Genomic DNA, 22,768 nt, shown 5'->3' with positions numbered 1-22,768 from the left:
CGTTTGAACAGCCCGCCCCGCACTGCCATAAGCCGGCCCATGGCCGCTCCCCCGATCCTCACCCTTCAGGACGTCTTACTCACCTTCGGCGGCACGCCGCTCATCACCGGCGCCGACCTCGCCATCGCTCCGGGCGAGCGCACGTGCTTGGTCGGTCGCAACGGCTCGGGCAAGTCCACGCTGATGAAGATCGCCGCGGGCCTGGTCGAGCTCGACAAGGGGCGCCGGTTCATCCAGCCCGGCACCACGATCCGCTACCTCGCCCAGGAGCCCGACTTCTCGGGCTTCGCCACCACGCTCGACTTCGTCGAGGCCGGCCTGCCGCCGGGCGAGTCCACCCACCGCGCCCATTATCTGCTGGAGAGCCTCGGCCTCACCGGCGCGGAGGACCCGCAGACGCTCTCGGGCGGCGAGGGGCGGCGCACCGCGCTGGCGCAGGCGCTTGCCCCGGAGCCCGACGTCCTGCTCCTCGACGAACCCACCAACCACCTCGACCTTCCGGCGATCGAGTGGCTCGAATCGGAGTTGAAGGGCACCCGCGCGGCGCTCGTCCTGATCAGCCACGACCGGCGCTTCCTCTCGGCGCTGTCCCGGGCCACGATCTGGCTGGACCGCGGCGAGACCCGGCGGATCGACCAGGGCTTCTCCAGCTTCGAGGCCTGGCGCGACGCCTTCTTCGAGGAGGAGGAACGCGATCAGCACAAGCTCGACCGGAAGATCGCCGCGGAAGAGCATTGGCTGCGCTACGGCGTCACCGCCCGGCGCAAGCGCAACGTCCGCCGTCTCGGTAACCTGCACGAGCTGCGCAAGGACCGCCGCGAGGTCCGTCGCCCCGTGGGCAGCGTCAGCATGCAGGCGTCCGACGCGGAATCCTCCGGCAGCCTCGTGGTCGAGGCGCGCGACATCGCGAAATCCTACGGCGAGCGGACGATCGTCGCGGGCCTGTCGCTCCGGGTGATGCGGGGCGACCGGCTCGGCATCGTCGGGGCCAACGGCGCGGGCAAGAGCACCCTGATCAACCTGCTGATGGGGCGCCTCGCGCCGGATTCCGGCCAGGTCGTGCTGGGCACCAACCTGCTGCCGGTGGTCCTCGATCAGGCCCGGGCCGTGCTGGAGCCCGGCATGACCGTCACCGACGTGCTCACCGGCGGGCGCGGCGACAGCGTGACCGTGAACGGCCAGAGCCGCCACGTGATCGGCTACCTCAAGGACTTCCTGTTCACCCCCGAGCAGGCCCGGACGCCGGTCTCGGTGCTCTCCGGCGGCGAGCGCAACCGGCTGCTGATCGCCCGTGCCCTGGCCCAACCCGCCAACCTTCTCGTCCTCGACGAGCCGACGAACGACCTCGACCTCGAGACCCTCGACCTCCTCCAGGAGATGCTCGGCGACTACCAGGGCACGCTGATCCTGGTGAGCCACGACCGCGACTTCCTCGACCGCGTGGCCGGCAGCGTCCTCGTCTCCGAGGGGGCGGGCCGCTGGGTCGAGTATGCCGGCGGCTACAGCGACATGCTGGTCCAACGCGGGCAGGGCGTCGAGGCCCGGGCCGCCGCGCCGAAAGCCAGGGAGCCGCGGGAGCGGTCTGCCGCGCCGACGCCTCAGCCGGCGGGCAAGCCCAAGCTCGGCTTCAAGGACCAGCACGAGTTGAAGACGCTGCCGGCCCGCATCGGGAAGCTGGAAGCGGCGATCGGGCAGCTCAAGACGATCCTGGCCGATCCCGATCTGTATGCCCGCGACCCGGCCCGCTTCGACAAAGCCTCGTCCATGCTGGCGCAGGCCGAGACCGAGCTGTCGCAGGCGGAGGATCGCTGGCTGGAGCTAGAGATGCTGCAGGCCGGCTAGGAACGGCCGGCATCTCCGATGCGACGAGATCCCATCTGCAGGGCGTTCGGCCGGTCGTTCACGGCCACGCCTTGCCGAGATAACTCGCGACGTCCCTCGTCTGAACACCGACGCGTCTGACGGCGTCCACGATCTGCTCCCGCGTCACACCGAATCTCCGCGCCCAGTAGCGAAGCTCCCATTCCTCGTGAACGTTGATCTTGAATTTGTCCTCCGGCTCCCGCCGATCGAGATCGTCAGCCATCTTGGGTTTACTCCAGGTGAAAAACAAACCTAAGCGATATTTTTAGGGCGGCAAGGGGCGGTGGTGGGCGTAGTCCACAGATTGCTGCTACGAACCCGATCACCCTGCGGCACGCATCGGTGCGACGATCGTGCGTGAGACGCCGAAGGCGCGGGCAAACGTTATTTTCCCCGTTCCGTCAGTCACATCGAAGAAGGCTTGCCCGGCATGACCGCCTACCAGACCCTGGAGCAGCGCTTCGCCCGTCTAGCGGCCCTTGAGGGCGCGGCCGGGATCCTCGGCTGGGACGCGCAGACGCTGATGCCCGACGGCGCTGCCGAGGCACGGGGCGATCAGCTCGCGATCCTTCGCGGGCTCGCCCACGAGATGCTGACCGCCCCCGGGGCCGCCGAGGATCTGCTCGCCGCCGAGCAGGCGGGACACCCCGATCCCTGGCCCGCGGCCAACCTGCGCGAGATGCGCCGCGCTCAGGCGCACGCCACGGCCGTCCCGCGCGACCTCGTGGAAGCGAGTTCCCGCGCGGTTTCCCGGTCGGAGATGGTCTGGCGCGAGGCGCGACGCGACGCGGACTTCGCCCGGCTGGAGCCACACCTCGCCGAGGTGCTTCGGCTTCAGCGCGAGATCGGTGAGGCCAAGGGTGATGCCCTCGGGCTCGATCCCTACGACGCGCTGCTCGACAGCTACGATCCCGGCATGCGCCGCGCGACGATCGATCCGCTCTTCGCGGACCTCACGAGCTGGCTGCCAGCGCTCATCGCGCGCGCCCGGGAGATCCAGGCGTCCCGAGCGGCGCCGCTGCCGCTCGCCGGCCCGTTCGACGTGGACGTGCAGCGCGCGCTCGGCCTCAAGCTCATGGCGGCGGTCGGCTTCGACTTCACCCGCGGCCGGCTCGACATCAGCCTGCATCCGTTCTGCGGGGGCGCCACGGACGACGTGCGCATCACCACCCGGTACGACGTGGCCGATTTCGGCCGCGCCCTGATGGGCGTGCTGCACGAGACCGGCCACGCCCTCTACGAGCAGGGCCGTCCGGCGGCGTGGCGGCACCAGCCAGTGGGCGCGGCGCGAGGCATGAGCCTTCACGAGAGCCAGTCGCTCATTGTCGAGATGCAGGCCTGCCGGAGCCGGGCGTTCTTCACGTTCCTGGCGCCGTTGCTGCGGGAGGCATTCGGGCGGTCCGGGCCGGAATGGTCACCGGAGAACCTGCACGCGCTGAACACCCGCGTCGCGCCGGGCTTCATCCGCGTCGACGCCGACGAGGCGACCTATCCGGCCCACATCCTCCTGCGCTACCGGCTGGAGACCGCGATGATCGCGGGCGACCTCGCGGTGCGCGACCTGCCGGGGGCCTTCAATGACGGATTGCGGGAGCTTCTGGGGCTGGCCGTACCGGACGACCGGGTCGGATGCCTTCAGGACATCCACTGGCCGAGCGGCGCCTTCGGCTATTTCCCGACCTACACGCTGGGTGCGCTGGCGGCGGCGCAGCTGTTCCGGGCCGCCCGGTCGGCCGAGCCCGCGCTTCCGGATTGCCTGGCGCAGGGGGATTTCGGGCCGCTGAGAGACTGGCTGCGCGCCAAGGTCCACGCGGTGGGGAGCCTGCATGGCACCGACGAACTCCTCGCCCGCGCGACCGGCGCGCCGCTCGGCACGGAGGCGTTCCGGGCGCACTTGGAGGCGCGGTATCTCGCCGGCGCGAGCTGACCGGCGGGCGACCCGATCCGGGAGGCTGTCCCGCGTCAGCGGCCGCAGGGAGACGGGGCAAGCGATCGCCGGTGAGGTCGGTCGGCTCGCAGCGTCGGCGCGCGGGGGGCAACGGGTGCCGCGGCAACGTGGCGTCGCCGATCGGGGCGCCCACTGGATCGCCGCCCGGCAGGCGCGGCTCTGAGACCGGCGGCGGAAAGCCCGGCGAACCCCCGCGCGCGACGCGGGCGGATGGCAGGACCTACAGCGCCACCACGTCCACCGCCGCGCCCAGACGCTCGCGAGCCAAGTCGGCGACGTGGCGGTGGTGGGTGAATAGGATCGGCTGGACGCGCGCGCCGATCTCCGCCAGCGCGTCGAGGCCGTAGCCGGTCCGGGTCTCGTCGAAGGTCGAGAAGAGGTCGTCGCCGATGAACGGCGCCGGCTCGGCCCGGCCGGCATAATCCTCCAGGTAGGCGAGCCGCAGGGCGAGGTAGAGCTGGTCGCGAGTGCCCTCGCTCATGCCCTCGATCGCCACCGTACCGCCGCCCGCGCGCTGGCCGGCGAGCCGCGGCGTGTCGGCATCGTCATAGGTCTGGGCGAGGCCCGAGAAGGCTCCGCCGGTGAGCGCCCGGAACAGCGCACCGGCCCGCGCGACCAGGGGATCCTGCTGCCCCGCCCGGTGCCGGGCCATCGCCTGACCCAGCATCAGCCCCGCGAAGCGCAGGACCGCCCAGGACCGGGCCGTCGACTGAAGATCGGCCTCGGCGGCCTTGCGCTCCGCGAGTGCCGGTTCGGCCCCGGTCCCGCCCTCCAGCTCCGCCCGGCGGCGCTCGGCCCGGTCCCGGTCGGCAAACACGATCTGGCCGCGTTCCCCCAGAGCTTCGGCCTCCAGGGCGAGCCGGGCCAGCTCCGCCTCGATCGCCTCCGGCGGCAGCGCGGCGAGATCACCGCGCAGGTCGGCCTCCGGCAATCCGTCGCCGGCGCCGGCGAGGCTGCCGCGGAGCCGCAGCAGCTCGGCCCTCAGCCGCTCCCGGGCACTCAGCCGGTCGAACAGGATCTCGACTTCCACCATCGATGCCGTCTCGAGGTTCGGCAAGGCCTCGGCGACCTGCCGGCTCAGAGCCGCGAGCGCGGCGTCCCGGCGTTCACCGGCGGCCCGGTCGGCGCCCTCCGCCTCCTCACGGCGACGATCGAGTTCGGCGCGCCGGGCCTCGCGCGCCTGCGCGGCGACGAGGCGCGCGTGCAGCGTCCGGACGGCGCCGGTCGGCGGCGTGCCAGCGAGGTCGGGGGCCAACGCCTCGATCAGGGCGGCCGCGCCGCATCGGAACGCCTCCATGTCGCGCCGGAGGCCGGCCGACCGGCGATCGAGGGCGGCGCGCTCCGCCAGCCGGTCGGGGACCGTGCGCCAAGCCTCCAGGGCACCTTCGGCCTCTTCGGGCCGCGCCGTCCCGCCGAGCGCGAGAGGCTGAAGCGCCTCGATCCACTCGGTCCGCCAGGCGGCCCGTTTGGCCTCCAGGCCGGTCCGGGCCGCGTCGAGCCGTTCGGCGGCGGCCCGCGCGGCGCGCAGCGCGCCGCCGGTCTGCAGGTTCGCCTCCCAGCGGCTCGCCAGGGTCGCGACCCGGGCTTCGAGACGTTCGAGGGCCTCACCGATCTCGAGGGCCGGCGCCGGCTCGAGGCCGGCACGGGCTCCGAGATCCGCGATCGGCGATCGGGCCGCTTCGATCCCGGCCCAAACCCGGCCGCGCCCGATCCGCTGATCCGCGAGCCGTTGCTCGGCCTCGATCAGGCCCTCGACCTCGGTCAGCCACGCCGCCATCTCGGCCGGCGAGGCGGGAACGATCCCGGCGGGCCGCCACGCCTCGCGCCAGGCGGCCTCGCCCTCGGCGATTTCGGCGCAGATCCCGGCAAGATCCTCCTCGGCGGCGGCCAGATCCGCCTCCTCGGCGGCGAGGCGTTCGAGGTCGGCCGCGTGGGCCGCGACCCGGGCGGCATCATCCCCGCGCGCGTCGGCCAGCCGGTCCGCGTCGCGGCGCGCCGCCTCGTAGGCCGCGATCTGGGCGGCCGCGACGGCTCGCCCCGACGCCAAGGCGTCGCGCAGCGGTGCGAAGGTCGCGTCACGGGTATCCCGGAGCGCCTCCAAGCGCTCGCGGGTGGCCACGGGCCGTCCGGCCTCGCGCTCCCGGACGCGGTCGCGGGTGACGGCGACTTGGCGGCGGGCCACGTCGCGCTGGTCGGCCGACCGCTCCCGCTCGCGGATCTTTCCGTCCAGCAAGCCGCGAAAGCGCGCCACCGTCTCCTGGGCAGGCAGGGGCATCCGGACGAGGGCGGCGAGATCGGGGATCGGAGGCGACAGCCGGGCAGCCCCGTTCCGCAGCAGGGCCGCCTCCCGCTGTATGGTCGCGTCCAGCGTCTCGAGAGCGGCGACCCGCTCGTGCAGGCGTGCGAGCGGCCTGAGGGCTTCGCGCAGCGGGGTCGGATCGTGGGTCGCGCCCGCCGCCTCGACCTCACGGGCAAGCCGATCGCGCTCGGCGCAGGTTGCGGCGAGGTCGTGGGCAAGCTGCTCTTCGGCCGCGCTCAGCGCCCGGTGATCCCGGATCAGCCGCTCGATCCGGGCGCGGGCGGCGTCGGTCGGCTGATCGGCTTCCAGCGCCGCCACGTCCGGCGCGCCGATGCGGGCGCGCAGCCGCTCCAGCTCCAAGCCGACCTTGTGGGCGTCCCCCTCGATCCGGGGCAGGTCGGCGCCACCCTTCTCGTACGCGTTGGTGCCGCTGAAGGCCGCCAGAATCTCGTCGGCCCGGAGCGTCAGTCCCGGCTCAACCGGCACCGCCTCGGCTTCGGCGCGGGCGCGGGCGAGGGCGGAGCCGGTGCCCTCCACCGCGGACTCCGCGCCGCGGCAACGCTCCAGGGCTGCGCCGAGGCGCTCGATCCAGGTGGGTTCAGCCTCGACCAGCCCGTTCTCGGCGGACATGCGCGCGTCCAGCGCATCGATCTCGGCGAGGATCGGTCGGACCCGCTTGAGCCGCTCCAGCCGGGCGCGCGCGACCGCCATGGCCTTCTGCTCCTCCCTGACGCCGTCGAGCTGCCCCGCCGCGGCGGCGATCTCGTCGTTCAGCGCCCGCCAGTCCCCGGTCCGCACGCCCTTGTCGCGAATCGCCTTGCGGGCGGTCTCGTGGCGCTCCAGGGCCTGGTAGAAGGTCCGGTGCTTGGCTTGCCGCGGCGCGAAGATGCCGTCGGCCTCCTGATCGAGGGCGGCCTGCAGGTCCGTGAGGCCGCGCAGGCCCGAGCCCGCCGCGAACAGGCTCGCGCCGACCTCGCCCTCGACATCGACCATCTCGCGACCGCCGGCCCGCAGGCTCGACGCGTCCAGGCCGAAGGCACGGCAGAACACCGTTCGGGAGATCCCGCCCAGGAACGGCGCCAGGACGTCGTCGGGAAGCGGCGCCTCGGCGGCGTCGATCAGGGTCCGGCTGTTGCCCTTCCGGCGGCGGAACGTGAGCCGACGCCCGTCGACGGCGGCGATGTCGGCGCCGAGTCGAAGCTGCGGCATGTCGTGCAGGAAGGCGTAGCGGGTGGATTTCTCGAAGCCGAACAGCAGATCCGTGACCGCGGCCAGTGCGGTGCTCTTGCCGGCCTCGTTGGCGCCGAGCACCACGTGCAGCCGCGCGTCCGGCCGGAATTCCACGACCCGGTCGGTGAAGGCGCCGTAGCGCTCGAGGGCGAGGCGGATCAGGCGCATCGTGTGTCCTTGCGCTGCCGGCTCAGCAATGCCGGCCGCCGAGGCGTCCGAGGATCAGCGCCTCGGCCTCGGCACAGAGGGCGTCGAACTCGGCCTCCAGATCGGCTTCCGCGGCGACCGCGGCGGGCATCCGGCTGCCGATCTCCGCGAGGATGGCGCGTGCCCGGGCCCGGAATTCCGGATCGCGGTCGAGGTCGGCCAGAAGCGCCGCCGGATCGATGGCCGGACCGGAGGGTTCCAGGGCGACGCGGGGCCGGTGGGTCTCGATCTTCAGCCGCTCCAGCCAGATGTCCTCGTGCAGGCGGTGGGCGGCGGCTTGGATCTCGGCCGTGACCGCGTCGCGGTCCGACGACAGCGCGTCGTGAGCCGGCGTCACGCCGGTGAGGTGGACGCGGACCAGGACGAGACGGGTCGCCGCCAGGGCGGCGAGCGGCCGCAGCGCGCCCTCGACGGCCTCCAACGCGGCGCGGAGGTCCGCCGCGTCGGCGAGATCCACCGAGATCTGTTCGAACCGGGCGCGGTCGAGGGCGAGCCGGGTGACCCCGGTCACCCGGCCGTCGGCGACCTCGACCACCACGGCGCCCTTCTCACCGCATTCGCGCACGCTGCGGCCCTGGAGGTTGCCCGGAAACACGATCCAGGGATCCCGGGACAGTTCGGCGTACTCGTGGATGTGGCCGAGGGCCCAGTAATCGTAGCCGCGGGCCGTGAGATCGGAGACCGAGCAGGGCGCGTAGGTCTCGTGGGCGGCATGGCCGGTGCAGGAGGTGTGGAGGATCCCGAGGTTGAACCAGCCCGGCAGGGCAGCCGGGTAGGTGAGGGACAGGTTCTCCTCGACGGCACGGCTCTGGAAGCTCCGGCCGTGCAGGGCGACCCGCAGACCGTCGAGCCGCAGGGTGCCGGCGCGGTTCGACGGGAAGATGTGGACCGACGGCGGCAACGTGATCGCCCGGCTGATCACGCTCTCGGCGTCGTGGTTGCCGCGGACCAGCACGGTGGAGATGCCGGCACGGTCGAGGCGCGCCACCTGCCGGGCGAAGAACAGGCCGATCGTCGTGTCGGTCCAATCGCCGTCGTAGACGTCGCCGGCCACCACCACGAAGGCGACCGCGCGCTCGATCGCCCGGCTCACCAGATCCTCGAAGGCCTGCCGCCCGGCCGAGGCCAGTCGACGGGCGAGGTCCGCGTCCCGGGCCGCGAGGCCGGATAGGGGGCTGCCGAGGTGCAGGTCCGCCGCGTGGATGAAGCTGAACGCCGTCATCGGCCTCCGGAAGGACTGGGTGAAGCGTCGAAGGGCGGTGCGATCGCACCGGCGACGGCGCCGTGATCGCGCTCTTAGGCTGTCCGCGGGGTGGGCCTCAAGCGGTGTCGGTGGACGGCGGTCCGACGGTGCCGAAGAATCCGGAAAGCACGCGCCCGCGGTGTGTCCTCCACTCGGCGTCGGGTCGCAAGCCGCTCTCGCCGCATGAACCCGCTGAGGGCGCGGTTCGACGCGGACTGCGGGACCGCTTTCCGGGCTGGGCCGGCGGAGCGGAACCCGATCCCGGATGCCGCGCGACACGTCGGCGCGGCGGCGCGCTCCATTCTCACGACGCGGTCGACACCGCGCGAATCCCGTCGAACGTCCCGGCGCCGGGCGCGTTAAAGCGTGGCGGTAGAGGCGAAGCCGCGCAGTGAGGTACGAGACCGGTTCGATGACCCCAGCTGCACGCCCGGTCCGCTCCATCGCCTTGCCATCGTCCGCCCAGCCGCACCGGCCGCACGGACCGTTCAAGATCGTGAGCTGGAACCTCCTGCGGCGCACCGGCGCGGCCGTCGACGACGTGGCTGCCCTGGTCGCGCAGGAACAGCCCGACCTGCTGCTGATGCAGGAGGCGACCCGGGCGATCGGCTTCCTGCTGGACCGGATCGGCGGCCACTACGCCTGGGCGCCACTGCCGGGCCGGATCCACGGGCTGGCCATGTGGAGCCCGAAGCCGTGGCCGGCACCGCCGCGCGTGATCACGCTGCCCTCCGGCGCCCTGGTGCATCGGGTCTGCCAGATTCTCGACCTCGGCGAGTTCGGCGTCGCCAACGTGCACCTGTCGCACGGGCAGATGCTGAACCGCCGACAGCTTCGCCGCATCGTCGGCGAGTTGCCGGCCCGTGCGGCGGTCCTGGGCGATTATAATATCGTCGGCCCGGCCCTGATCCCGGGCTTCCGCGACGTCGGACCCCGTCAGCCGACGCACGCGATGGTGGACGTGCTGCCGCTCCGGCTCGATCGCTGCCTCGCCCGCGGGCTGGTCTGCCACGAGCACGCGGTGCTGCCCCGGGGGCGCTCCGACCACCGGCCGATCGTCGTCCACCTGGGACCGGCCCCGGAGGCGCACGCCCCCGGCCGGCTCAAAGGTATGGCAGCAGCAGTCGCACGCCTGCGTCGCGCAGACGGATCGGCAGGGCGCGCGCGGCGAGATCCTCACGGCTGAGGCGCGCCTCCATCTTGCCGCGCATGAACCGGTCGAGCTCGGCGGCCAGGTCGGCGTCGATGATCTCGACGTTCAGCTCGAAATTGAGCCGGAAGCTGCGCATGTCCCAGTTGGCGCTGCCGACGAAGCACCAGACGTCGTCGACCACCATCGCCTTCGAGTGATCGAAGGGCGGCTCGTCGAGCCAGACCCGCACCCCGGCCCTGAGCAGCGGATCGAGATGTGCGCGGGTCGCCCAGTCGATGAACGGGTGGTCGCTCACCCGCGGGATGATCACGTCGACGGTGATGCCCCGGGTCGCGGCCTGGGCCAGGGCGCCGGTCACGAGTTCGTCGGGGAGGAAGTAGGGCGTCACGAACCGGACCGTCCGATGCGCGCAGGCGAGCGCCTGCAGGATCACCTGTTCGATCTTCTCGACGTCGGCGTCCGGACCGGAGGTGACCGCCCGCGCGACGCTGCGTCCGGATGGTTCCAGGTCGACGGACCAGGGCTCGCCGTCGAGCAGTTCCCCGTCGACGAAGGCCCAATCGGCCGCGAAGGCGACGGCGAGTTGCTCCACCACCGGGCCGCGCAGTCGGAAGTGGGTATCGCGGATCGGATGCTCCGGTTTGAGGGCGACGCGGTTCGCGTGCGCGATGTTGAGCCCCCCCGTGAACGCAGTGGAACCGTCGATGATCAGCAGCTTCTTGTGCGAGCGCAGGTTGAGAAACGGCATCCGCCAGGGCAGGGCCGAGTGCATGAACAGGGCGGCCGGAACCCCGGCGGCGGTCAGGCGGTGATAGACGGGCGCCCGGAAGTAGCCGCCGCCGATGCCGTCGATGATGACGCGGACCTTCACGCCCCGGGACTGCGCCTCCACCAGGGCGTCGCAGAACTCGCGGCCGGTGGGATCGTCCCGGAAGATGTAGCTCGACAGGCCAATGCTGGTCCGCGCCCCGCGGATGGCGTCCAGCATCACCGGATAGGCCGCGTCGCCGTTGCGGTACATCTGAACGGCGTTGCCCTCGAAGGCCGGCAGGGCGGTGATCCGCCGGATCGCGCGGTCGAGGGGCCAGAGGGCTTCCGGCACCACCGCGTCGTCGGTATCGGGCAGCCGCGTCGCGTCGGAGGGCTTGGTTCGCAGCCGACGGGCGCGGCGCGAGACGCGATTGATGCCGAAGGTCAGATAGAGCGCCGTGCCGAAGATCGGCGAGAGCCACGCCAGACCGATCCAGCCCACCGCCACGCTCACCCGCCGCTTGCGCAGCAGGGCGTGCAGGGTCACGCCGACCGCCAGCGTGATGCCGATGAGCGCCTCGACATCCGCCCGCATCAGGGCGGTCGACTGGACCCATCGAAGGAGCGCGTTTTCCAAGGCGTCGGCATCCGGTTCGCGTCAGGCGGCGCCGGATATACCCGACAACTCCGTTCCGTTGCGGATTAATCCGCCAGCTTGACCGATCGGGCGATCCCGCCGCCGGCGGGCCGCTCGCAGCGATACGGACCGCTCCCGTCCAGCGCCGCGTAGAGGACGCGGCCTCCGGACTCGATGCAGCGCGCCTTGGCCTCGGCGTAGGGCCGGTGGAAGCTCCAGATCGTGATCATGGGCCCCATCGTGGCGAGGCATACGCCGCCGAACACCAGGGCGGCCGCCCAGGTCGCGGCGTTGCGCTCCGGACGCCGCGGTCGGGGCGGCGGCATCGCGCCGTAGAAGGCCAGCGTCAGACCGAACAGGTCGATGGTGCTCATCTGCCGTCCCGCTTGGGGGCATCGGGCCCGACAGGACCCGACGCAGGCTCAATCCTAGGGCAGGGCCGCGCCATAGCCCACGCGTGCGGGCCTGCGTCGTATCGCGTCACGCCCCGCGGGTCTCATGGCTCCCAGCGCGGCGAACGCTTGCCGAGGAAAGCGTCGATGCCCTCCTGCGCGTCGGCCATCATCATGTTGCGGGTCATGACTTCGGCGGCGTAGCCGTAAGCCTCCTCCAGACCCATCTCGATCTGCCGGCCGAAGGCTTCCTTGCCGATCGCCAGGACGCGACGGGCCTTCGCGGCGATCCGCGCGGCCAGCGCGCCGACCGTGGCGTCCAGGTCCGCCTCCGGCACGACGCGGTTCACGAGGCCGATCCGGAGCGCCTCGGCCGCGTCGACCGGCTCTCCAACCAGCAGCATCTCCAGGGCGGCCTTGCGCGATACGGCCCGGGAGAGCGCGACCATCGGCGTCGAGCAGAACAGGCCGATCTGCACCCCCGGCGTCGCGAACCGGGCGCCTTCGGCGCAGACGGCGAGATCACAGGTCGCGACGAGCTGGCAGCCGGCGGCGGTCGCGATCCCGTGGACCCGGGCGATCACCGGTTGCGGCAGGCGCGCGATGCTGAGCATCAGCCGCGCGCAGGTGCGGAACACCGCGTCGGTCGCCTCCCGGGACGGATTTGCGCGCATCTCCTTGAGGTCGTGGCCGGCGCAGTAGGCGGGACCGGCCCCCTGCAGGATCACGACGCGCACCCCGGGATCCTCCCGGATCGCGTCGAGCTGCTGCTGGAGGGCACCCATCAGGGCCATCGACAGGGCGTTGCGCGCCTCCGGACGATTGAGCGTCAGGGTCGCGACACCGCCAGCATCGCTGCGCAGCAGGATCGGGTCCTTCGCGGGAACGGGGACGGACGGGACCGCCGCGCCGGCTGCAATCATGAAGCGTCTCCGGGTGTTGGCCGCTCGAGTTCGCAGGACCGATCTCGCCTGCGGGCTGTACCACGCGGAGCGAGCCCCCGGCGATGCCACGCACCGCCACGTCGGTTTCACGAAAGCTTAAACCTTGCTGCAGGGAAGCTCAGGCGGCGGCCCGAACGAGGCCGGCGCCGCAGGTCCGCGGGGTGCACGTCCATGATGGTTCTGCCGTTCGTCGGTTTGGCGGGGAGCGCGATCGCCGTGCTCACGGGGCGCCGCCGCGTTGCCGTCGGCCTCTGGTTCGTGTCGCTGATCGGCATCCTCGGATTGTTTGCCGCGCACGCCACGTCAACGCTCCAGCTCAGTTTCTGAGCGGGACGCGCATCATGACGGTCCGGCGCGCGCGCCTTCTGAACGCTCTCGGGCTCCTCGGCTGCAGCGCAGTCCTGCTCGTCGCGTTCGGGTACCAGTTCCATCTCGGCGAACTGCCATGCCCCCTCTGTCTCCTGCAGCGTGCCGCCTTCGCGGCGGCGGGCATCGGCTTCGCGCTCAGCGTCCGCTTCGGTCCGCGGGCGTCCCACTACGGCATCGTGATCCTGAGCGCCCTCGCCGGCATGGTCATCGCGGGTCGGCAGGTCGCCCTGCACGTCGTTCCCGGCACGGGGGGCTACGGCTCGACGCTGCTGGGGCTTCACTTCTACACGCTGGCCCTGATCGCCTTCTTGGCGCTGATCGGGGCGGTGGGCGTGGTTCTTCTCGCCGAGGGAGCGCGCCAGGCCGATCGGCAGGCCGGTATTCAGGCCGAGCGGGGCGCCGGCCTCTTCGGGACGGCCTGCCTCTCCCTGTTCCTCTGCGTCGTCCTCGCCAACGCCGTCTCCACGGTGGCGGAATGCGGCGGCGGCCTGTGCCCCGACGACCCTACGGGCTACGAGGCACTCGACGCCCTGCTGAAGCGCTAGCAATCATCGCTCGAATAGACCGGCAGGCCGACCGTGCCAGCACGGTCGGACGCGCCCGGCGAGATCCAGCAGCGCGCGCCTCGGCGAGCGCCGGGCACTGCGCGAACTCTGGTTGTGACCCTCAATCCTGCTCGGCGAGGGCGTGATCGAGGCTGGCGAAATCCGCGCCGGGGCCGTTCCACCAGACGGCCGGGTAGCGCACGAGCCGACCCATCACACCGGCATAGGCGTCGGCCAGCGTGGTATCGACGATGGCCACCGTCGCCCGCGACTGCGTGAGGTTGTCCGCCAGGACCTCGGCGCTTCGGTCGCCGTCGAGGCAGGACACGCGCAGGCCGAGGCGGGTCAATCCGAGACGGATCGCCTCGGCCTGGCCGAGGTCTCGCACCAGCAGCGCCGCGGAGGCGCCGGCCCCGAGGCCTTCGCCGCAGGCCCAGCGGGCGACGCGGTGCGGACAGATCGCCGGAACGAGCGCGGCCTGACCGATCCGACGGTCGGCACCGGCATTGGAGCCTTGGATGCGCCCGTGGATGTCCCGGGACACGGGCGCCGGAATGCCTTCGACAGAGGAATTGATGCCGTACATGCGATGCAGACCGCCTGGATCTGGACAAACCCTAGTCACTGGCGTGACGCGGGCGGGTTAACACTCTGTCTCCCGGGAGGCCCCTGGTGGACCGCGGGCGCGATTTCGCGGGTTCGGCGGCCCGGGACTTCGCCTATGGCCAACGGGTTGTGAACGAACGACGGCAATTCAGCTGCGAATTCGGTCGCATTGGCGCAGGGTCTGCTTCGACCTATGTCCCGCCCGCCCGAGGCGGTCCGACAGTGGCCGCCCGATACCGAGGAAACCGCCGCGCATGCGCCACGTCGCTCTCCCCGCCGCCCTGATGCTCGCTAGCCTGCCGGCGCAGGCGCAGATCCGCAACGCTCCGGCCCCGCGCGCCCTGGAATTCGCCGCCTACATCTTCGCCGCTTCGAACGTCTGCGGATATCGAATCGGCAACGAGCAGTTCGAGGCGCTGCTGGCCAAGCAGAGCGTCCAGGTGGCGGACGTCCAGCCGCGCGGCCCCTTCGGCAACCGCGTGCAGACCATGTTCACGCTGATGTCGAATCAGATGGCGCAGAACCGCGATCAAGCGTGCATCGCGGTGGCCGGCGAGTACGGGCCGGAGGGCACGGTCGCCAAGAACGTGCTCCTGCCGGCGGGATCGGATTCGGCCCAGCCCGCCAAGCCGGTCGAGCCCACGAAGCCGGTCGAGCCCGCCAAGCCGCAGTGACGGGCGCCTCGGATCAGCCGAGGCTCCACGCGATCGGCCGGACACCCCGCTCGGCGAGCCATCGGTTGGCCCGTCCGAACGGGTCCGAACCGGGATAATCCCGGGCGCGGTTGAGTGGCGAGGGATGCCCGCTCTCGAACACCCCGTGGCGGTCCGCGTCGATCAGCGCCGCCCGGGCGCGGGCCTGGGCGCCCCAGAGCAGGAACACCGCCGGCTCCGGCCGCGCGGAGACGGCCGCCACGGCGTCGTCGGTCAGCGCCGACCAGCCGTACCGCAGGTGCGCCCCAGCCTTCCCGGCCTCCACGGTGAGCGCGCTGTTGAGCAGGAGGACACCCTGCCGGGCCCAGGGCGTGAGGTCGCCGCCCGCCGTCCGGTCCGAGCCCGCCTCCGCCAGGATCACCTTCAGGGAGGCGGGGAGGCGGCCGGTGCCCACGTAGGAGAAGGCGAGACCGTTCGCGTCGCCCGGCGTCGGATAGGGATCCTGGCCGAGGATCACCGCGCGCACGGCGGGCAGCGGCGTCTCGGCGAGGGCGCGGAAGATCCGGTCCGGCGCCGGCAGCACGCGGGCGCCCGCCGCGATCCGCGCATCGACCCGGGCCGCCACCGCGTCGGCCTTCCCATCCGCGAAGAACGGCAGCGCGAGCCAGGGCGATCCGGAGGCGCGGAACGCGGCGAGGGCGTCGGCGACGGGGGAAGCGGTCATCGTGTCTCGTGGTCCGGTCGGGGTGGAAATAGGCGCCCTGGCGCCTCCATCACGGGCGGCGCGGTTGCGGCCCGGGGCCGCCCGTGTGTAGGGACAGAGGTCGAGCGTGCGGCAGACCGCGGTGCGGCATGTCGCGTCCGGCCTTCGCCGGGCGGGATCGCACCCTACATGGAAGTGCACCGACAGGGGTAAGCCTCCGGTCCAGGCCCAAGCGCGCGCGCCGGCCCCCGGATATCTGAAGCCAGAAGAAGGACTCGGCGCGCGGCGCCGGAACGCTGCCATGAACGAACGCGTCGAACCCGCCGCGCTGGCGAATGGCCGGCCCCTCGCCCCGCGCGAGCCCGCCGCGAGTGCTCTTCCGGCCGACCATCCGAAGGTCGCCTGGGGCCGCGTCGGCGTGCTGCTGATGAATCTGGGCACGCCGGAGGCGACAACCTACTGGCCCATGCGCCGGTACCTCAAGGAGTTCCTGTCGGACCGGCGGGTGATCGAGGTGCCGCGGCTGATCTGGTGGCCGCTGCTCAACCTGATCATCCTGACCAAGCGCCCGGGCCCCAAGGGCCGCGATTATGCCAGCGTGTGGAACAACGCGCTGAACGAGGGTCCGCTCAAGACCATCACTCGCGGCCAGAGCGAGCGCCTCCAAGCGGCCATGGGTGATTCGGTCGTGGTCGACTGGGCGATGCGCTACGGCAAGCCCGAGGTCGCCGGCCGGATCCAGGCGCTGCTCGATCAGGGGTGCGACCGGATCCTGCTGGTGCCGCTCTATCCGCAATACGCCGCGGCCACGTCGGCCACGGCCTGCGACCAGGCGTTCCGCGCCCTGATGGACATGCGCTGGCAGCCGACCGTGCGAGTCTCGCCGCCTTACCACGACGATCCCGTCTACATCGCCGCCATGGCCGATTCGATCCGCGAGGGTCTGGCGAAGCTCGATTTCGAGCCGGAGGTGATCCTCACCTCGTTCCACGGTGTGCCGCGGAGCTACCTGCTCAAGGGCGACCCCTACCACTGCCAGTGCCACAAGACCGGGCGGCTGATCCGCGAGGCGCTGGGCCTCTCGCCCGACACGATGCGCGTGACCTTCCAGTCGCGCTTCGGCAACGAGGAATGGCTGAAGCCCTACACGGACGAGACCGTGATGGAACTGGCCAAGTCCGGGGTGAAGCGGATGGCGATCGTCGCCCCCGGCTTTACGGCGGATTGCCTGGAAACCCTCGAGGAACTGGACGGCGAGAACCGCCACTATTTCGAGGAGAACGGCGGCGAGCGCTTCGCCTACATCCCCTGCCTGAACGATTCCGATCTCGGGATGAAGGTGATCGAGAACGTGGTGCGCCGGGAGCTTCAGGGCTGGGTCTGATCTCCGCGGCGCGACGCTGCTTGCGGAGCGGCCCCGCCCGCCTATTCTCTTCCCGAGCCGGACGGCTTCATTGATCCGGCACGGGAGGATGATCACATGGCGTTCTTCATCGGCATCGCGTGTCCGTGGCTGCTGATCGCGGTGCTCGACTGGATCGCGGAAGGACGCCGCAGCGCGGAACTCGCCGCCCTCGGCGTCACGCCGCAATCCGCGCCGGCGCAGTCCAGCTACCTCGTTCCGGATCGACCCTACTGAGGAAGCAGCGGCACGGCGGCTTCGCTGGCTGAGGGCGCAATGCTTCGGCCCGTGCCGGCTTCGGGCGGAGCGACGTGATACGGGGCAGCGCGACGCCGGGGAGCCCGCATCGATCGCGCCGCTTCATCCCACATGCGATCACGGCCGCCCGCCCGGTTCATCCGGCGGGACGTACCGCGCGCCGCGGGCTCGGTCCCGTCAAGAACAGCGGGTCGCATGTCGGCGCTCAAGCAGGCCTGGGCCGGATCCAGCCCAGGCCCTTCACACCCGAATCAGGGCTTCTTCGGCTCGGGCGCGGTCTCGGCGGCCGGCGGCGCGTCGGTGCGCTCGATCTTCGCCTCGGAGCGCAGCTTCAGGATCATGTCCTGCTGCGACTTGCGGATCAGGTGCTGGTCGATCTGCTCCTTGAGTTCGTCGAAGGTCGGCTGGGGCTTCGTCCGCTTCTCCTCGACCTTGATCACGTGCCAACCGAACTGGGTCTTGATCGGGTCTGAGACCTGCCCGGCCTTCATGGCGAAGGCGGCGGTGGCGAAATCCGGGACCATCCGCTCCTTGGTGAACCAGCCGAGGTCACCGCCCTCGGCCTTCGAGCCGGGATCTTTGGAGGTTTCGGCCGCGACCTTGGCGAAATCCTCCCCGCCCTTGATGCGCGCCGCGATCTTCTTGGCCTCGGCCTCGTTGTCCACGAGGATGTGGCGGGCATGCACCTCCTCCTCGGGCTTCATCAGCTTGACGGTCTGATCGTAGATCGCGTGCTCGGCCTCGGGCGTGACGGCGCGCTTGGCCTCCTGTTCGAGGTAGTCGTCCAGCAGGAGCTTGTCGCGGAAGTAGGCGAGCTTGCGCTTGAACTCCGGCGTGTCGCCGACCTTGGCGGCCTCGGCGGCCTGCGCGCCCACGCGCAGGTCGACCATGTAGTCGACGAGCAGGTTCTTCTTCTGCGCCTCGTCGACACCGGGCAGCGACAGGGCCGGGTCGTCCGCCGCGTTGGCGAGGTCGCCCTGCGTGATCGGCTTTCCGTTGACGGTCGCGACCACCGTATCCGGGGCGGGTTCGGCCGGCGCCGTGGCAGCCGGCGTGCTGGCGGCGGGGGTCGGGGCCGGCGTCTTCTGCGGGGCCTGAGCCAGCGCAAAGCCCGGCATCGCGATCATGACGGCGAGCGCGCTGGCGCGCCGGAGGAGGGCGGTGTTCGGCATGCGGGCGAAGTCCTCGACTGACATCTCGGCGCCGCTCCGAACGGGCCGGGCGGCATGCCGCGGCACAGGTGGCCCGCGTCGCACAAGAAGGCAAGCGCGGCCGTTCCGACGATCCCGGAACCGTGACCGCACTGAACCGCGTTGAGGGTTGCCCCTTCTAGGTGCGCAGGCCGATGTTTACCTCTATAAGCCCGGCCAACTCCGCCCAGGCCGGCCCGCCACGCTCACCCGTGGGCGGGCTCGCGCGTCCGCAGGTCAATGATGCTCGGCTCGATCGCCAAGAAGATTTTCGGCTCCTCCAACGACCGTCGCGTCAAGGGCTATCGCCCGCGCGTGGCGCAGATCAACGCGCTGGAACCCGAGATCCAGGCCCTGTCGGACGAGGCCCTGCGGGCCCGCACCGATATGCTGAAGGCCGAACTCGCCAACGGCAAGAGCCTCGACGACATCCTCGTGCCGGCCTTCGCGACCGTGCGCGAGGCGGCCAAGCGCGTTTTCGGCCAGCGTCACTTCGACGTGCAGCTGATCGGCGGGATGGTGCTGCACGAGGGCGGCATCGCCGAGATGAAGACCGGCGAGGGCAAGACCCTGGTCGCGACGCTGCCGGTCTACCTCAATGCCCTGGAGGGGAAGGGCGTCCACGTCGTCACGGTGAACGACTATCTCGCCGCGCGCGACGCGGAGTGGATGGGCCAGCTCTACCGCTTCCTGGGGCTCTCGGTCGGCACCATCGTCCACGGCCTGGACGACGCGCAGCGCAAGGACGCCTATGCCTGCGACATCACGTACGGGACCAACAACGAGTACGGGTTCGACTACCTGCGCGACAACATGAAGTATGAGATGTCCCAGCTTGCGCAGCGGGGGCACAACTTCGCCATCGTCGACGAAGTCGATTCGATCCTGATCGACGAGGCGCGCACGCCGCTGATCATCTCGGGCCCGGTGGACGACCGCTCCGAACTGTACGTGTCGGTCGACGCGATCATGCCCCGGCTGGTGCCGGAGCATTACGACCTCGACGAGAAGCAGCGCACGGTCTCGCTCACGGAAGCCGGCAACGAGTTCGTGGAGGAGACCCTGCGCGAGGTCAGCCTGCTCAAGGACGGCGACCTCTACGACGCGCACAATGTCAGCCTGGTCCATCACGTGAACCAGGCGCTGCGGGCTCACACGCTGTTCACCCGCGACAAGGACTACATCGTCAAGAACGACGAGGTGGTGATCATCGACGAGTTCACCGGCCGCATGATGCAGGGCCGGCGCTACTCCGAGGGTCTTCACCAGGCCCTCGAGGCCAAGGAGCGGGTGACGATCCAGCCCGAGAACCAGACGCTCGCCTCGATCACGTTCCAGAACTACTTCCGCCTCTACAAGAAGCTCGCCGGCATGACCGGCACGGCCTCCACGGAAGCCGACGAGTTCGCCGAGATCTACAAGCTCGACGTGGTCGACATCCCGACCAACAAGGAGGTCGAGCGCGTCGATGAGGACGACGAGGTCTACCGGACCGTCGGCGAGAAGTACGAGGGCATCATCGCCGAAATCGACAAGGCGCATGCCCGCCACCAGCCGATCCTGGTGGGCACCGGCTCGATCGAGAAGTCGGAACACCTTGCCGAGATGCTCAAGAAGGCCGGCTACAGCCTGCTCGACTATTCCGACCCGAGCGCGTTGACCGACGTCTACGCCGCCGCCCGCGAAGGCCGGGTGACCAAGCGCTTCGCCGTGCTGAACGCCCGCTTCCACGAGCAGGAAGCCTACATCGTGGCCGAGGCGGGCGTCCCCGGCGCGATCACCATCGCCACCAACATGGCCGGCCGCGGCACCGACATCAAACTCGGCGGCAATCTCGAGATGCGCATCGAGAAGGAGCTGGGCCACCTCGTGGACGGTCCGGAGCGCGCCGCCGCCATCGAGGCCATCAAGGCCGAGATCGCGGAGAATCGCGCCAAGGTGCTGGCCTCCGGCGAGCCGGCCGATCCCGAGGCGGGCCGGAAGAAGGCGCTGCCCGGCGGGCTCTACATCATCGGCACCGAGCGTCACGAATCCCGGCGCATCGACAACCAGCTCCGCGGTCGCTCCGGCCGCCAGGGCGATCCCGGCCGCTCGAAGTTCTACCTGTCGCTGCAGGACGACCTGATGCGGATCTTCGGTTCCGACCGCATGGACGGCATGTTGCAGAAGCTCGGCCTGGAGCAGGGTGAGGCCATCATTCACCCCTGGATCAACAAGGCGATCGAGAAGGCGCAGCAGAAGGTCGAGGCGCGCAACTTCGACATGCGCAAGAACGTGCTCAAGTACGACAACGTCATGAACGACCAGCGCAAGGTCGTGTTCGAGCAGCGCCGCGACTTCATGGGCCAGGACAGCGTCCGCGACACCGTGGACGAGATGCGCGAGGGCGTCATCGATGACCTCGTCGGCCGTCACATTCCGGAAAACGCCTACGCCGAGCAGTGGGACGTCGCCGGGCTGCGCGAGCAGGTGACGGACGTGCTCAACCTCGACGTGCCGGTCGAGGATTGGGCGAAGGAGGAGGGCATCGCCGACGAGGAGATGCGCGAGCGCCTGCTCAAGGCGGCCGAGACCGCCTATGCCGAGCGGACCGAGAAGAACGGCGCCGAGGTGACGGCCTATATCGAGAAGCAGGTGCTGCTCCAGACCCTGGATCACCTGTGGCGCGAGCACCTCGTGACCCTCGACCATCTGCGACAGGTGATCGGCTGGCGCGGCTTCGCCCAGCGCGACCCGCTGAACGAGTACAAGTCGGAGGCCTTCGACCTGTTCAGCGGTCTCGTCACGTCCCTGCGCGAGCAGGTCACCGCGCAGCTCTCGCGGGTCGAGATTATGATGCAGGAGCCGCAGGAGGCGTATCCGGCCGGTGGGCCGCCGCTGCCGCCGATGTTCGCGCAGCACCTCGACCCGGTGACTGGTGAAAACGAGATGGATTACGCCGGTGTCGGCTCCGGCAGCGACGGCGGCGGTGGCGCGGCCTACGGCTTCGCCGCACAGGGCCTCGCCGTGGACGGCGCCGTGCTGGAGCGCGACCCGAACGACGTCGGCACCTGGGGTCGCGTCGGCCGCAACGAGCCGTGCCCGTGCGGGTCGGGCAAGAAGTACAAGCACTGCCACGGCACCCTCCAGGGCTGAGATCGGCATGCCGCCACGGGCCGTCTTCGTCGCTGGGGCCGGCACGGAGATCGGCAAGACCTACGTGACCGCCGCCCTGACCCGCCGCCTGCGGGAACGCGGCCTGCCGGTCGAGACCGTGAAACCCCTCGCGAGCGGCGTCCCGCCGCTCCACGATCCGGGCTTTGCGGAGAGCGACACCGCCCGCCTGCTGGACGCGCAGGACATCGCCCTCGATGCCGAGGCCGTGGAGACCTGCTCACCCTGGCGGTTCTCGGCCCCGCTCTCGCCCGATCAGGCCGCGATCCTGGAGGGCCGGTCCCTGGATCTGGCCGACCTCGTCGAGTGGTGCCGGGCGCGGATCGCCGGCACGCCGGGAACGCTGCTGATCGAGGGCGTCGGGGGCCTCATGAGCCCGGTCACCGCGACGGCCACGGGCCTCGACTGGCTGCGGGCGCTCGACATCCCGGCGCTCCTCGTCTCCGGCAGCTACCTCGGCGCGATCAGCCATGCGCTGACCGCGTGCGAGACCCTGCGCCGCTACAGCGTGCCGTTGCGCGCCGTGGTGGTGAGCGAGAGCCCGGGCGCGCCGGCGCCGGCCGGCACCGTCGCGGCGTCGATCGCGCGGCATGCCGGAGCACCGGTCGTCTGCCTGCGCCGCGGCGAGGCCTGCCCCGGGAGCTTGGCGGATCTGATCGTCACCTGATCCGGGCGAGCACATCCGGCGGCCCGGCGGGGATGACCGACCGATGACCCGGCCGCGAACCGGATCGCGGGGTGCCGATTGTGGGACCGGGGTCTTCGGGTTGTGAACGGCGTCCTCGCTGGACGGCAGAGCGCGAGATGCTAAGTGCCGAACCGCGTCGATCCGCCCAGTTTCGGGTCGGTTCAGCGGGAGCCGTGCGTTGAGCCAGTCCAAAGCCCGAGCGGCGGGGTCCCCATCGGGAACCGAGGCGGCGGACACCGTACCGGGTCACGGCCGCCTACGGCCTGCCGTCATCCTGGGTGCGCTGGGCGTCGTGTACGGCGACATCGGCACGAGCCCGCTCTACGCGTTCAAGGAGGCGGTGAAGGCGGCGACGGCGGGCGGCGCCGCGGTGTCGGCGGCGGCCACCGGCGCAGTGTCGCTGATCCTGTGGTCGCTGATCCTGATCGTGTCGCTGAAATACGCGGTGCTGATCCTGCGCGCCGACAACCGCGGCGAGGGCGGCATCGTGGCCATGCTGGCGCTGCTCGGGGCGCGGCATGCCCGGCCCGGGACG

20 protein-coding genes are annotated in these 22,768 nt (G+C 71.1%); 11 read left to right on the top strand and 9 right to left on the bottom strand.

The window, feature by feature from the left end; translation table 11 throughout:
* Window positions 1-39: 39 nt before the first annotated feature.
* The gene (locus MKK82_RS11835; protein ID WP_243985828.1) at window positions 40-1,842 is read left to right on the top strand and encodes an ATP-binding cassette domain-containing protein; all 1,803 of its coding nucleotides are present in this window, start codon (window positions 40-42) and stop codon (window positions 1,840-1,842) included.
* A gap of 58 nt (window positions 1,843-1,900) precedes the next feature.
* Here the strand turns inward: MKK82_RS11835 and MKK82_RS11830 are convergent, their stop codons facing one another.
* Window positions 1,901-2,086, bottom strand: coding sequence for a DUF3606 domain-containing protein (locus MKK82_RS11830; RefSeq protein WP_243985826.1), 186 nt, complete (start codon window positions 2,084-2,086; stop codon window positions 1,901-1,903).
* A 207-nt stretch (window positions 2,087-2,293) separates the two neighbouring features.
* Here MKK82_RS11830 and MKK82_RS11825 point away from each other — a divergent pair, with 207 nt between their 5' ends.
* Window positions 2,294-3,790: a carboxypeptidase M32 gene (locus MKK82_RS11825; protein ID WP_238289964.1), complete on the top strand. Its 1,497-nt coding sequence runs from the start codon at window positions 2,294-2,296 to the stop codon at window positions 3,788-3,790.
* A gap of 241 nt (window positions 3,791-4,031) precedes the next feature.
* Here MKK82_RS11825 and MKK82_RS11820 read toward each other — a convergent pair whose 3' ends face one another.
* A complete protein-coding gene (locus MKK82_RS11820) occupies window positions 4,032-7,508 on the bottom strand; it encodes an ATP-binding protein (RefSeq protein ID WP_243985824.1) in 3,477 nt (1,158 codons plus the stop codon).
* A 22-nt stretch (window positions 7,509-7,530) separates the two neighbouring features.
* Window positions 7,531-8,769 (bottom strand): exonuclease SbcCD subunit D, encoded by a 1,239-nt coding sequence (locus MKK82_RS11815; RefSeq protein WP_238289961.1) that lies wholly within the window; start codon window positions 8,767-8,769, stop codon window positions 7,531-7,533.
* Between the two features lie 433 nt (window positions 8,770-9,202).
* Here MKK82_RS11815 and MKK82_RS11810 point away from each other — a divergent pair, with 433 nt between their 5' ends.
* The gene (locus MKK82_RS11810) at window positions 9,203-9,976 is read left to right on the top strand and encodes an endonuclease/exonuclease/phosphatase family protein (protein ID WP_238289959.1); all 774 of its coding nucleotides are present in this window, start codon (window positions 9,203-9,205) and stop codon (window positions 9,974-9,976) included.
* Here the strand turns inward: MKK82_RS11810 and MKK82_RS11805 are convergent.
* The 3 genes from MKK82_RS11805 to MKK82_RS11795 all read right to left on the bottom strand — a co-directional run bounded on the left by MKK82_RS11805 (window position 9,894) and on the right by MKK82_RS11795 (window position 12,645).
* Window positions 9,894-11,330: a phospholipase D-like domain-containing protein gene (locus MKK82_RS11805; RefSeq protein ID WP_243985822.1), complete on the bottom strand. Its 1,437-nt coding sequence runs from the start codon at window positions 11,328-11,330 to the stop codon at window positions 9,894-9,896. The two genes, MKK82_RS11810 and MKK82_RS11805, sit on opposite strands and share 83 nt — an antisense overlap.
* A 65-nt stretch (window positions 11,331-11,395) precedes the next feature.
* Entirely contained in the window at window positions 11,396-11,704 is a 309-nt protein-coding gene (locus MKK82_RS11800; protein ID WP_243985820.1) for a hypothetical protein, read from the bottom strand.
* A gap of 122 nt (window positions 11,705-11,826) precedes the next feature.
* A complete protein-coding gene (locus MKK82_RS11795) occupies window positions 11,827-12,645 on the bottom strand; it encodes an enoyl-CoA hydratase (RefSeq protein ID WP_243985818.1) in 819 nt (272 codons plus the stop codon).
* Between the two features lie 192 nt (window positions 12,646-12,837).
* On the opposite strand from MKK82_RS11795, the gene MKK82_RS11790 reads away from it, so the two are divergent.
* Together MKK82_RS11790 and MKK82_RS11785 are read left to right on the top strand one after the other, a co-directional pair.
* Window positions 12,838-12,993, top strand: coding sequence for a DUF5993 family protein (locus MKK82_RS11790; RefSeq protein WP_243985816.1), 156 nt, complete (start codon window positions 12,838-12,840; stop codon window positions 12,991-12,993).
* A gap of 14 nt (window positions 12,994-13,007) precedes the next feature.
* Window positions 13,008-13,580, top strand: coding sequence for a disulfide bond formation protein B (locus tag MKK82_RS11785; protein WP_238289954.1), 573 nt, complete (start codon window positions 13,008-13,010; stop codon window positions 13,578-13,580).
* A gap of 121 nt (window positions 13,581-13,701) precedes the next feature.
* Here the strand turns inward: MKK82_RS11785 and MKK82_RS11780 are convergent, their stop codons facing one another.
* Entirely contained in the window at window positions 13,702-14,166 is a 465-nt protein-coding gene (locus MKK82_RS11780; protein ID WP_243985815.1) for an AMP-dependent synthetase, read from the bottom strand.
* Between the two features lie 274 nt (window positions 14,167-14,440).
* On the opposite strand from MKK82_RS11780, the gene MKK82_RS11775 reads away from it, so the two are divergent.
* A complete protein-coding gene (locus tag MKK82_RS11775) occupies window positions 14,441-14,860 on the top strand; it encodes a hypothetical protein (protein WP_238289952.1) in 420 nt (139 codons plus the stop codon).
* Between the two features lie 13 nt (window positions 14,861-14,873).
* On the opposite strand, the gene MKK82_RS11770 is transcribed toward MKK82_RS11775, so the two are convergent.
* Window positions 14,874-15,563, bottom strand: a complete 690-nt coding sequence (locus MKK82_RS11770) for a uracil-DNA glycosylase (protein ID WP_238289951.1) — start codon at window positions 15,561-15,563, stop codon at window positions 14,874-14,876.
* A gap of 280 nt (window positions 15,564-15,843) precedes the next feature.
* Between MKK82_RS11770 and hemH the strand changes: the two genes are divergently transcribed.
* The gene (gene hemH, locus MKK82_RS11765) at window positions 15,844-16,926 is read left to right on the top strand and encodes a ferrochelatase (protein ID WP_238289949.1); all 1,083 of its coding nucleotides are present in this window, start codon (window positions 15,844-15,846) and stop codon (window positions 16,924-16,926) included.
* Window positions 16,927-17,022: 96 nt separating this feature from the next.
* A complete protein-coding gene (locus MKK82_RS11760; protein ID WP_238289947.1) occupies window positions 17,023-17,181 on the top strand; it encodes a hypothetical protein in 159 nt (52 codons plus the stop codon).
* Between the two features lie 272 nt (window positions 17,182-17,453).
* On the opposite strand, the gene MKK82_RS11755 is transcribed toward MKK82_RS11760, so the two are convergent.
* Window positions 17,454-18,374: a peptidylprolyl isomerase gene (locus MKK82_RS11755; protein ID WP_238290051.1), complete on the bottom strand. Its 921-nt coding sequence runs from the start codon at window positions 18,372-18,374 to the stop codon at window positions 17,454-17,456.
* Between the two features lie 261 nt (window positions 18,375-18,635).
* Here MKK82_RS11755 and secA point away from each other — a divergent pair, with 261 nt between their 5' ends.
* From secA to MKK82_RS11740, 3 genes are all read left to right on the top strand, one after another.
* Window positions 18,636-21,527, top strand: coding sequence for a preprotein translocase subunit SecA (secA, locus tag MKK82_RS11750; protein ID WP_238289946.1), 2,892 nt, complete (start codon window positions 18,636-18,638; stop codon window positions 21,525-21,527).
* Between the two features lie 7 nt (window positions 21,528-21,534).
* Complete coding sequence (gene bioD, locus MKK82_RS11745; RefSeq protein ID WP_238289943.1) at window positions 21,535-22,212, top strand: dethiobiotin synthase; 678 nt, start codon at window positions 21,535-21,537, stop codon at window positions 22,210-22,212.
* Window positions 22,213-22,411: 199 nt separating this feature from the next.
* A partial coding sequence (locus MKK82_RS11740) for a KUP/HAK/KT family potassium transporter (RefSeq protein WP_409566793.1) occupies window positions 22,412-22,768 on the top strand: 357 nt, incomplete at its 3' end.

It is taken from the genome of Methylobacterium sp. E-046 (assembly GCF_022829625.1).
GTDB classification, from domain to species: Bacteria; Pseudomonadota; Alphaproteobacteria; order Rhizobiales; family Beijerinckiaceae; genus Methylobacterium; species Methylobacterium longum.
This window is presented reverse-complemented; position numbering and strand designations above follow the sequence as displayed.

What these genes read in the sequence shown, in the direction of transcription:
- MKK82_RS11835 (WP_243985828.1), top strand. Translation starts at nt 40, where the DNA reads ATGGCCGCTCCCCCGATCCTCACCCTTCAGGACGTCTTACTCACCTTC.
- MKK82_RS11830 (WP_243985826.1), bottom strand. Translation starts at nt 2,086, where the DNA reads ATGGCTGACGATCTCGATCGGCGGGAGCCGGAGGACAAATTCAAGATC.
- MKK82_RS11825 (WP_238289964.1), top strand. Translation starts at nt 2,294, where the DNA reads ATGACCGCCTACCAGACCCTGGAGCAGCGCTTCGCCCGTCTAGCGGCC.
- MKK82_RS11820 (WP_243985824.1), bottom strand. Translation starts at nt 7,508, where the DNA reads ATGCGCCTGATCCGCCTCGCCCTCGAGCGCTACGGCGCCTTCACCGAC.
- MKK82_RS11815 (WP_238289961.1), bottom strand. Translation starts at nt 8,769, where the DNA reads ATGACGGCGTTCAGCTTCATCCACGCGGCGGACCTGCACCTCGGCAGC.
- MKK82_RS11810 (WP_238289959.1), top strand. Translation starts at nt 9,203, where the DNA reads ATGACCCCAGCTGCACGCCCGGTCCGCTCCATCGCCTTGCCATCGTCC.
- MKK82_RS11800 (WP_243985820.1), bottom strand. Translation starts at nt 11,704, where the DNA reads ATGAGCACCATCGACCTGTTCGGTCTGACGCTGGCCTTCTACGGCGCG.
- MKK82_RS11795 (WP_243985818.1), bottom strand. Translation starts at nt 12,645, where the DNA reads ATGATTGCAGCCGGCGCGGCGGTCCCGTCCGTCCCCGTTCCCGCGAAG.
- MKK82_RS11790 (WP_243985816.1), top strand. Translation starts at nt 12,838, where the DNA reads ATGATGGTTCTGCCGTTCGTCGGTTTGGCGGGGAGCGCGATCGCCGTG.
- MKK82_RS11785 (WP_238289954.1), top strand. Translation starts at nt 13,008, where the DNA reads ATGACGGTCCGGCGCGCGCGCCTTCTGAACGCTCTCGGGCTCCTCGGC.
- MKK82_RS11780 (WP_243985815.1), bottom strand. Translation starts at nt 14,166, where the DNA reads ATGTACGGCATCAATTCCTCTGTCGAAGGCATTCCGGCGCCCGTGTCC.
- MKK82_RS11775 (WP_238289952.1), top strand. Translation starts at nt 14,441, where the DNA reads ATGCGCCACGTCGCTCTCCCCGCCGCCCTGATGCTCGCTAGCCTGCCG.
- MKK82_RS11770 (WP_238289951.1), bottom strand. Translation starts at nt 15,563, where the DNA reads ATGACCGCTTCCCCCGTCGCCGACGCCCTCGCCGCGTTCCGCGCCTCC.
- hemH (WP_238289949.1), top strand. Translation starts at nt 15,844, where the DNA reads ATGAACGAACGCGTCGAACCCGCCGCGCTGGCGAATGGCCGGCCCCTC.
- MKK82_RS11760 (WP_238289947.1), top strand. Translation starts at nt 17,023, where the DNA reads ATGGCGTTCTTCATCGGCATCGCGTGTCCGTGGCTGCTGATCGCGGTG.
- MKK82_RS11755 (WP_238290051.1), bottom strand. Translation starts at nt 18,374, where the DNA reads ATGCCGAACACCGCCCTCCTCCGGCGCGCCAGCGCGCTCGCCGTCATG.
- secA (WP_238289946.1), top strand. Translation starts at nt 18,636, where the DNA reads ATGCTCGGCTCGATCGCCAAGAAGATTTTCGGCTCCTCCAACGACCGT.
- bioD (WP_238289943.1), top strand. Translation starts at nt 21,535, where the DNA reads ATGCCGCCACGGGCCGTCTTCGTCGCTGGGGCCGGCACGGAGATCGGC.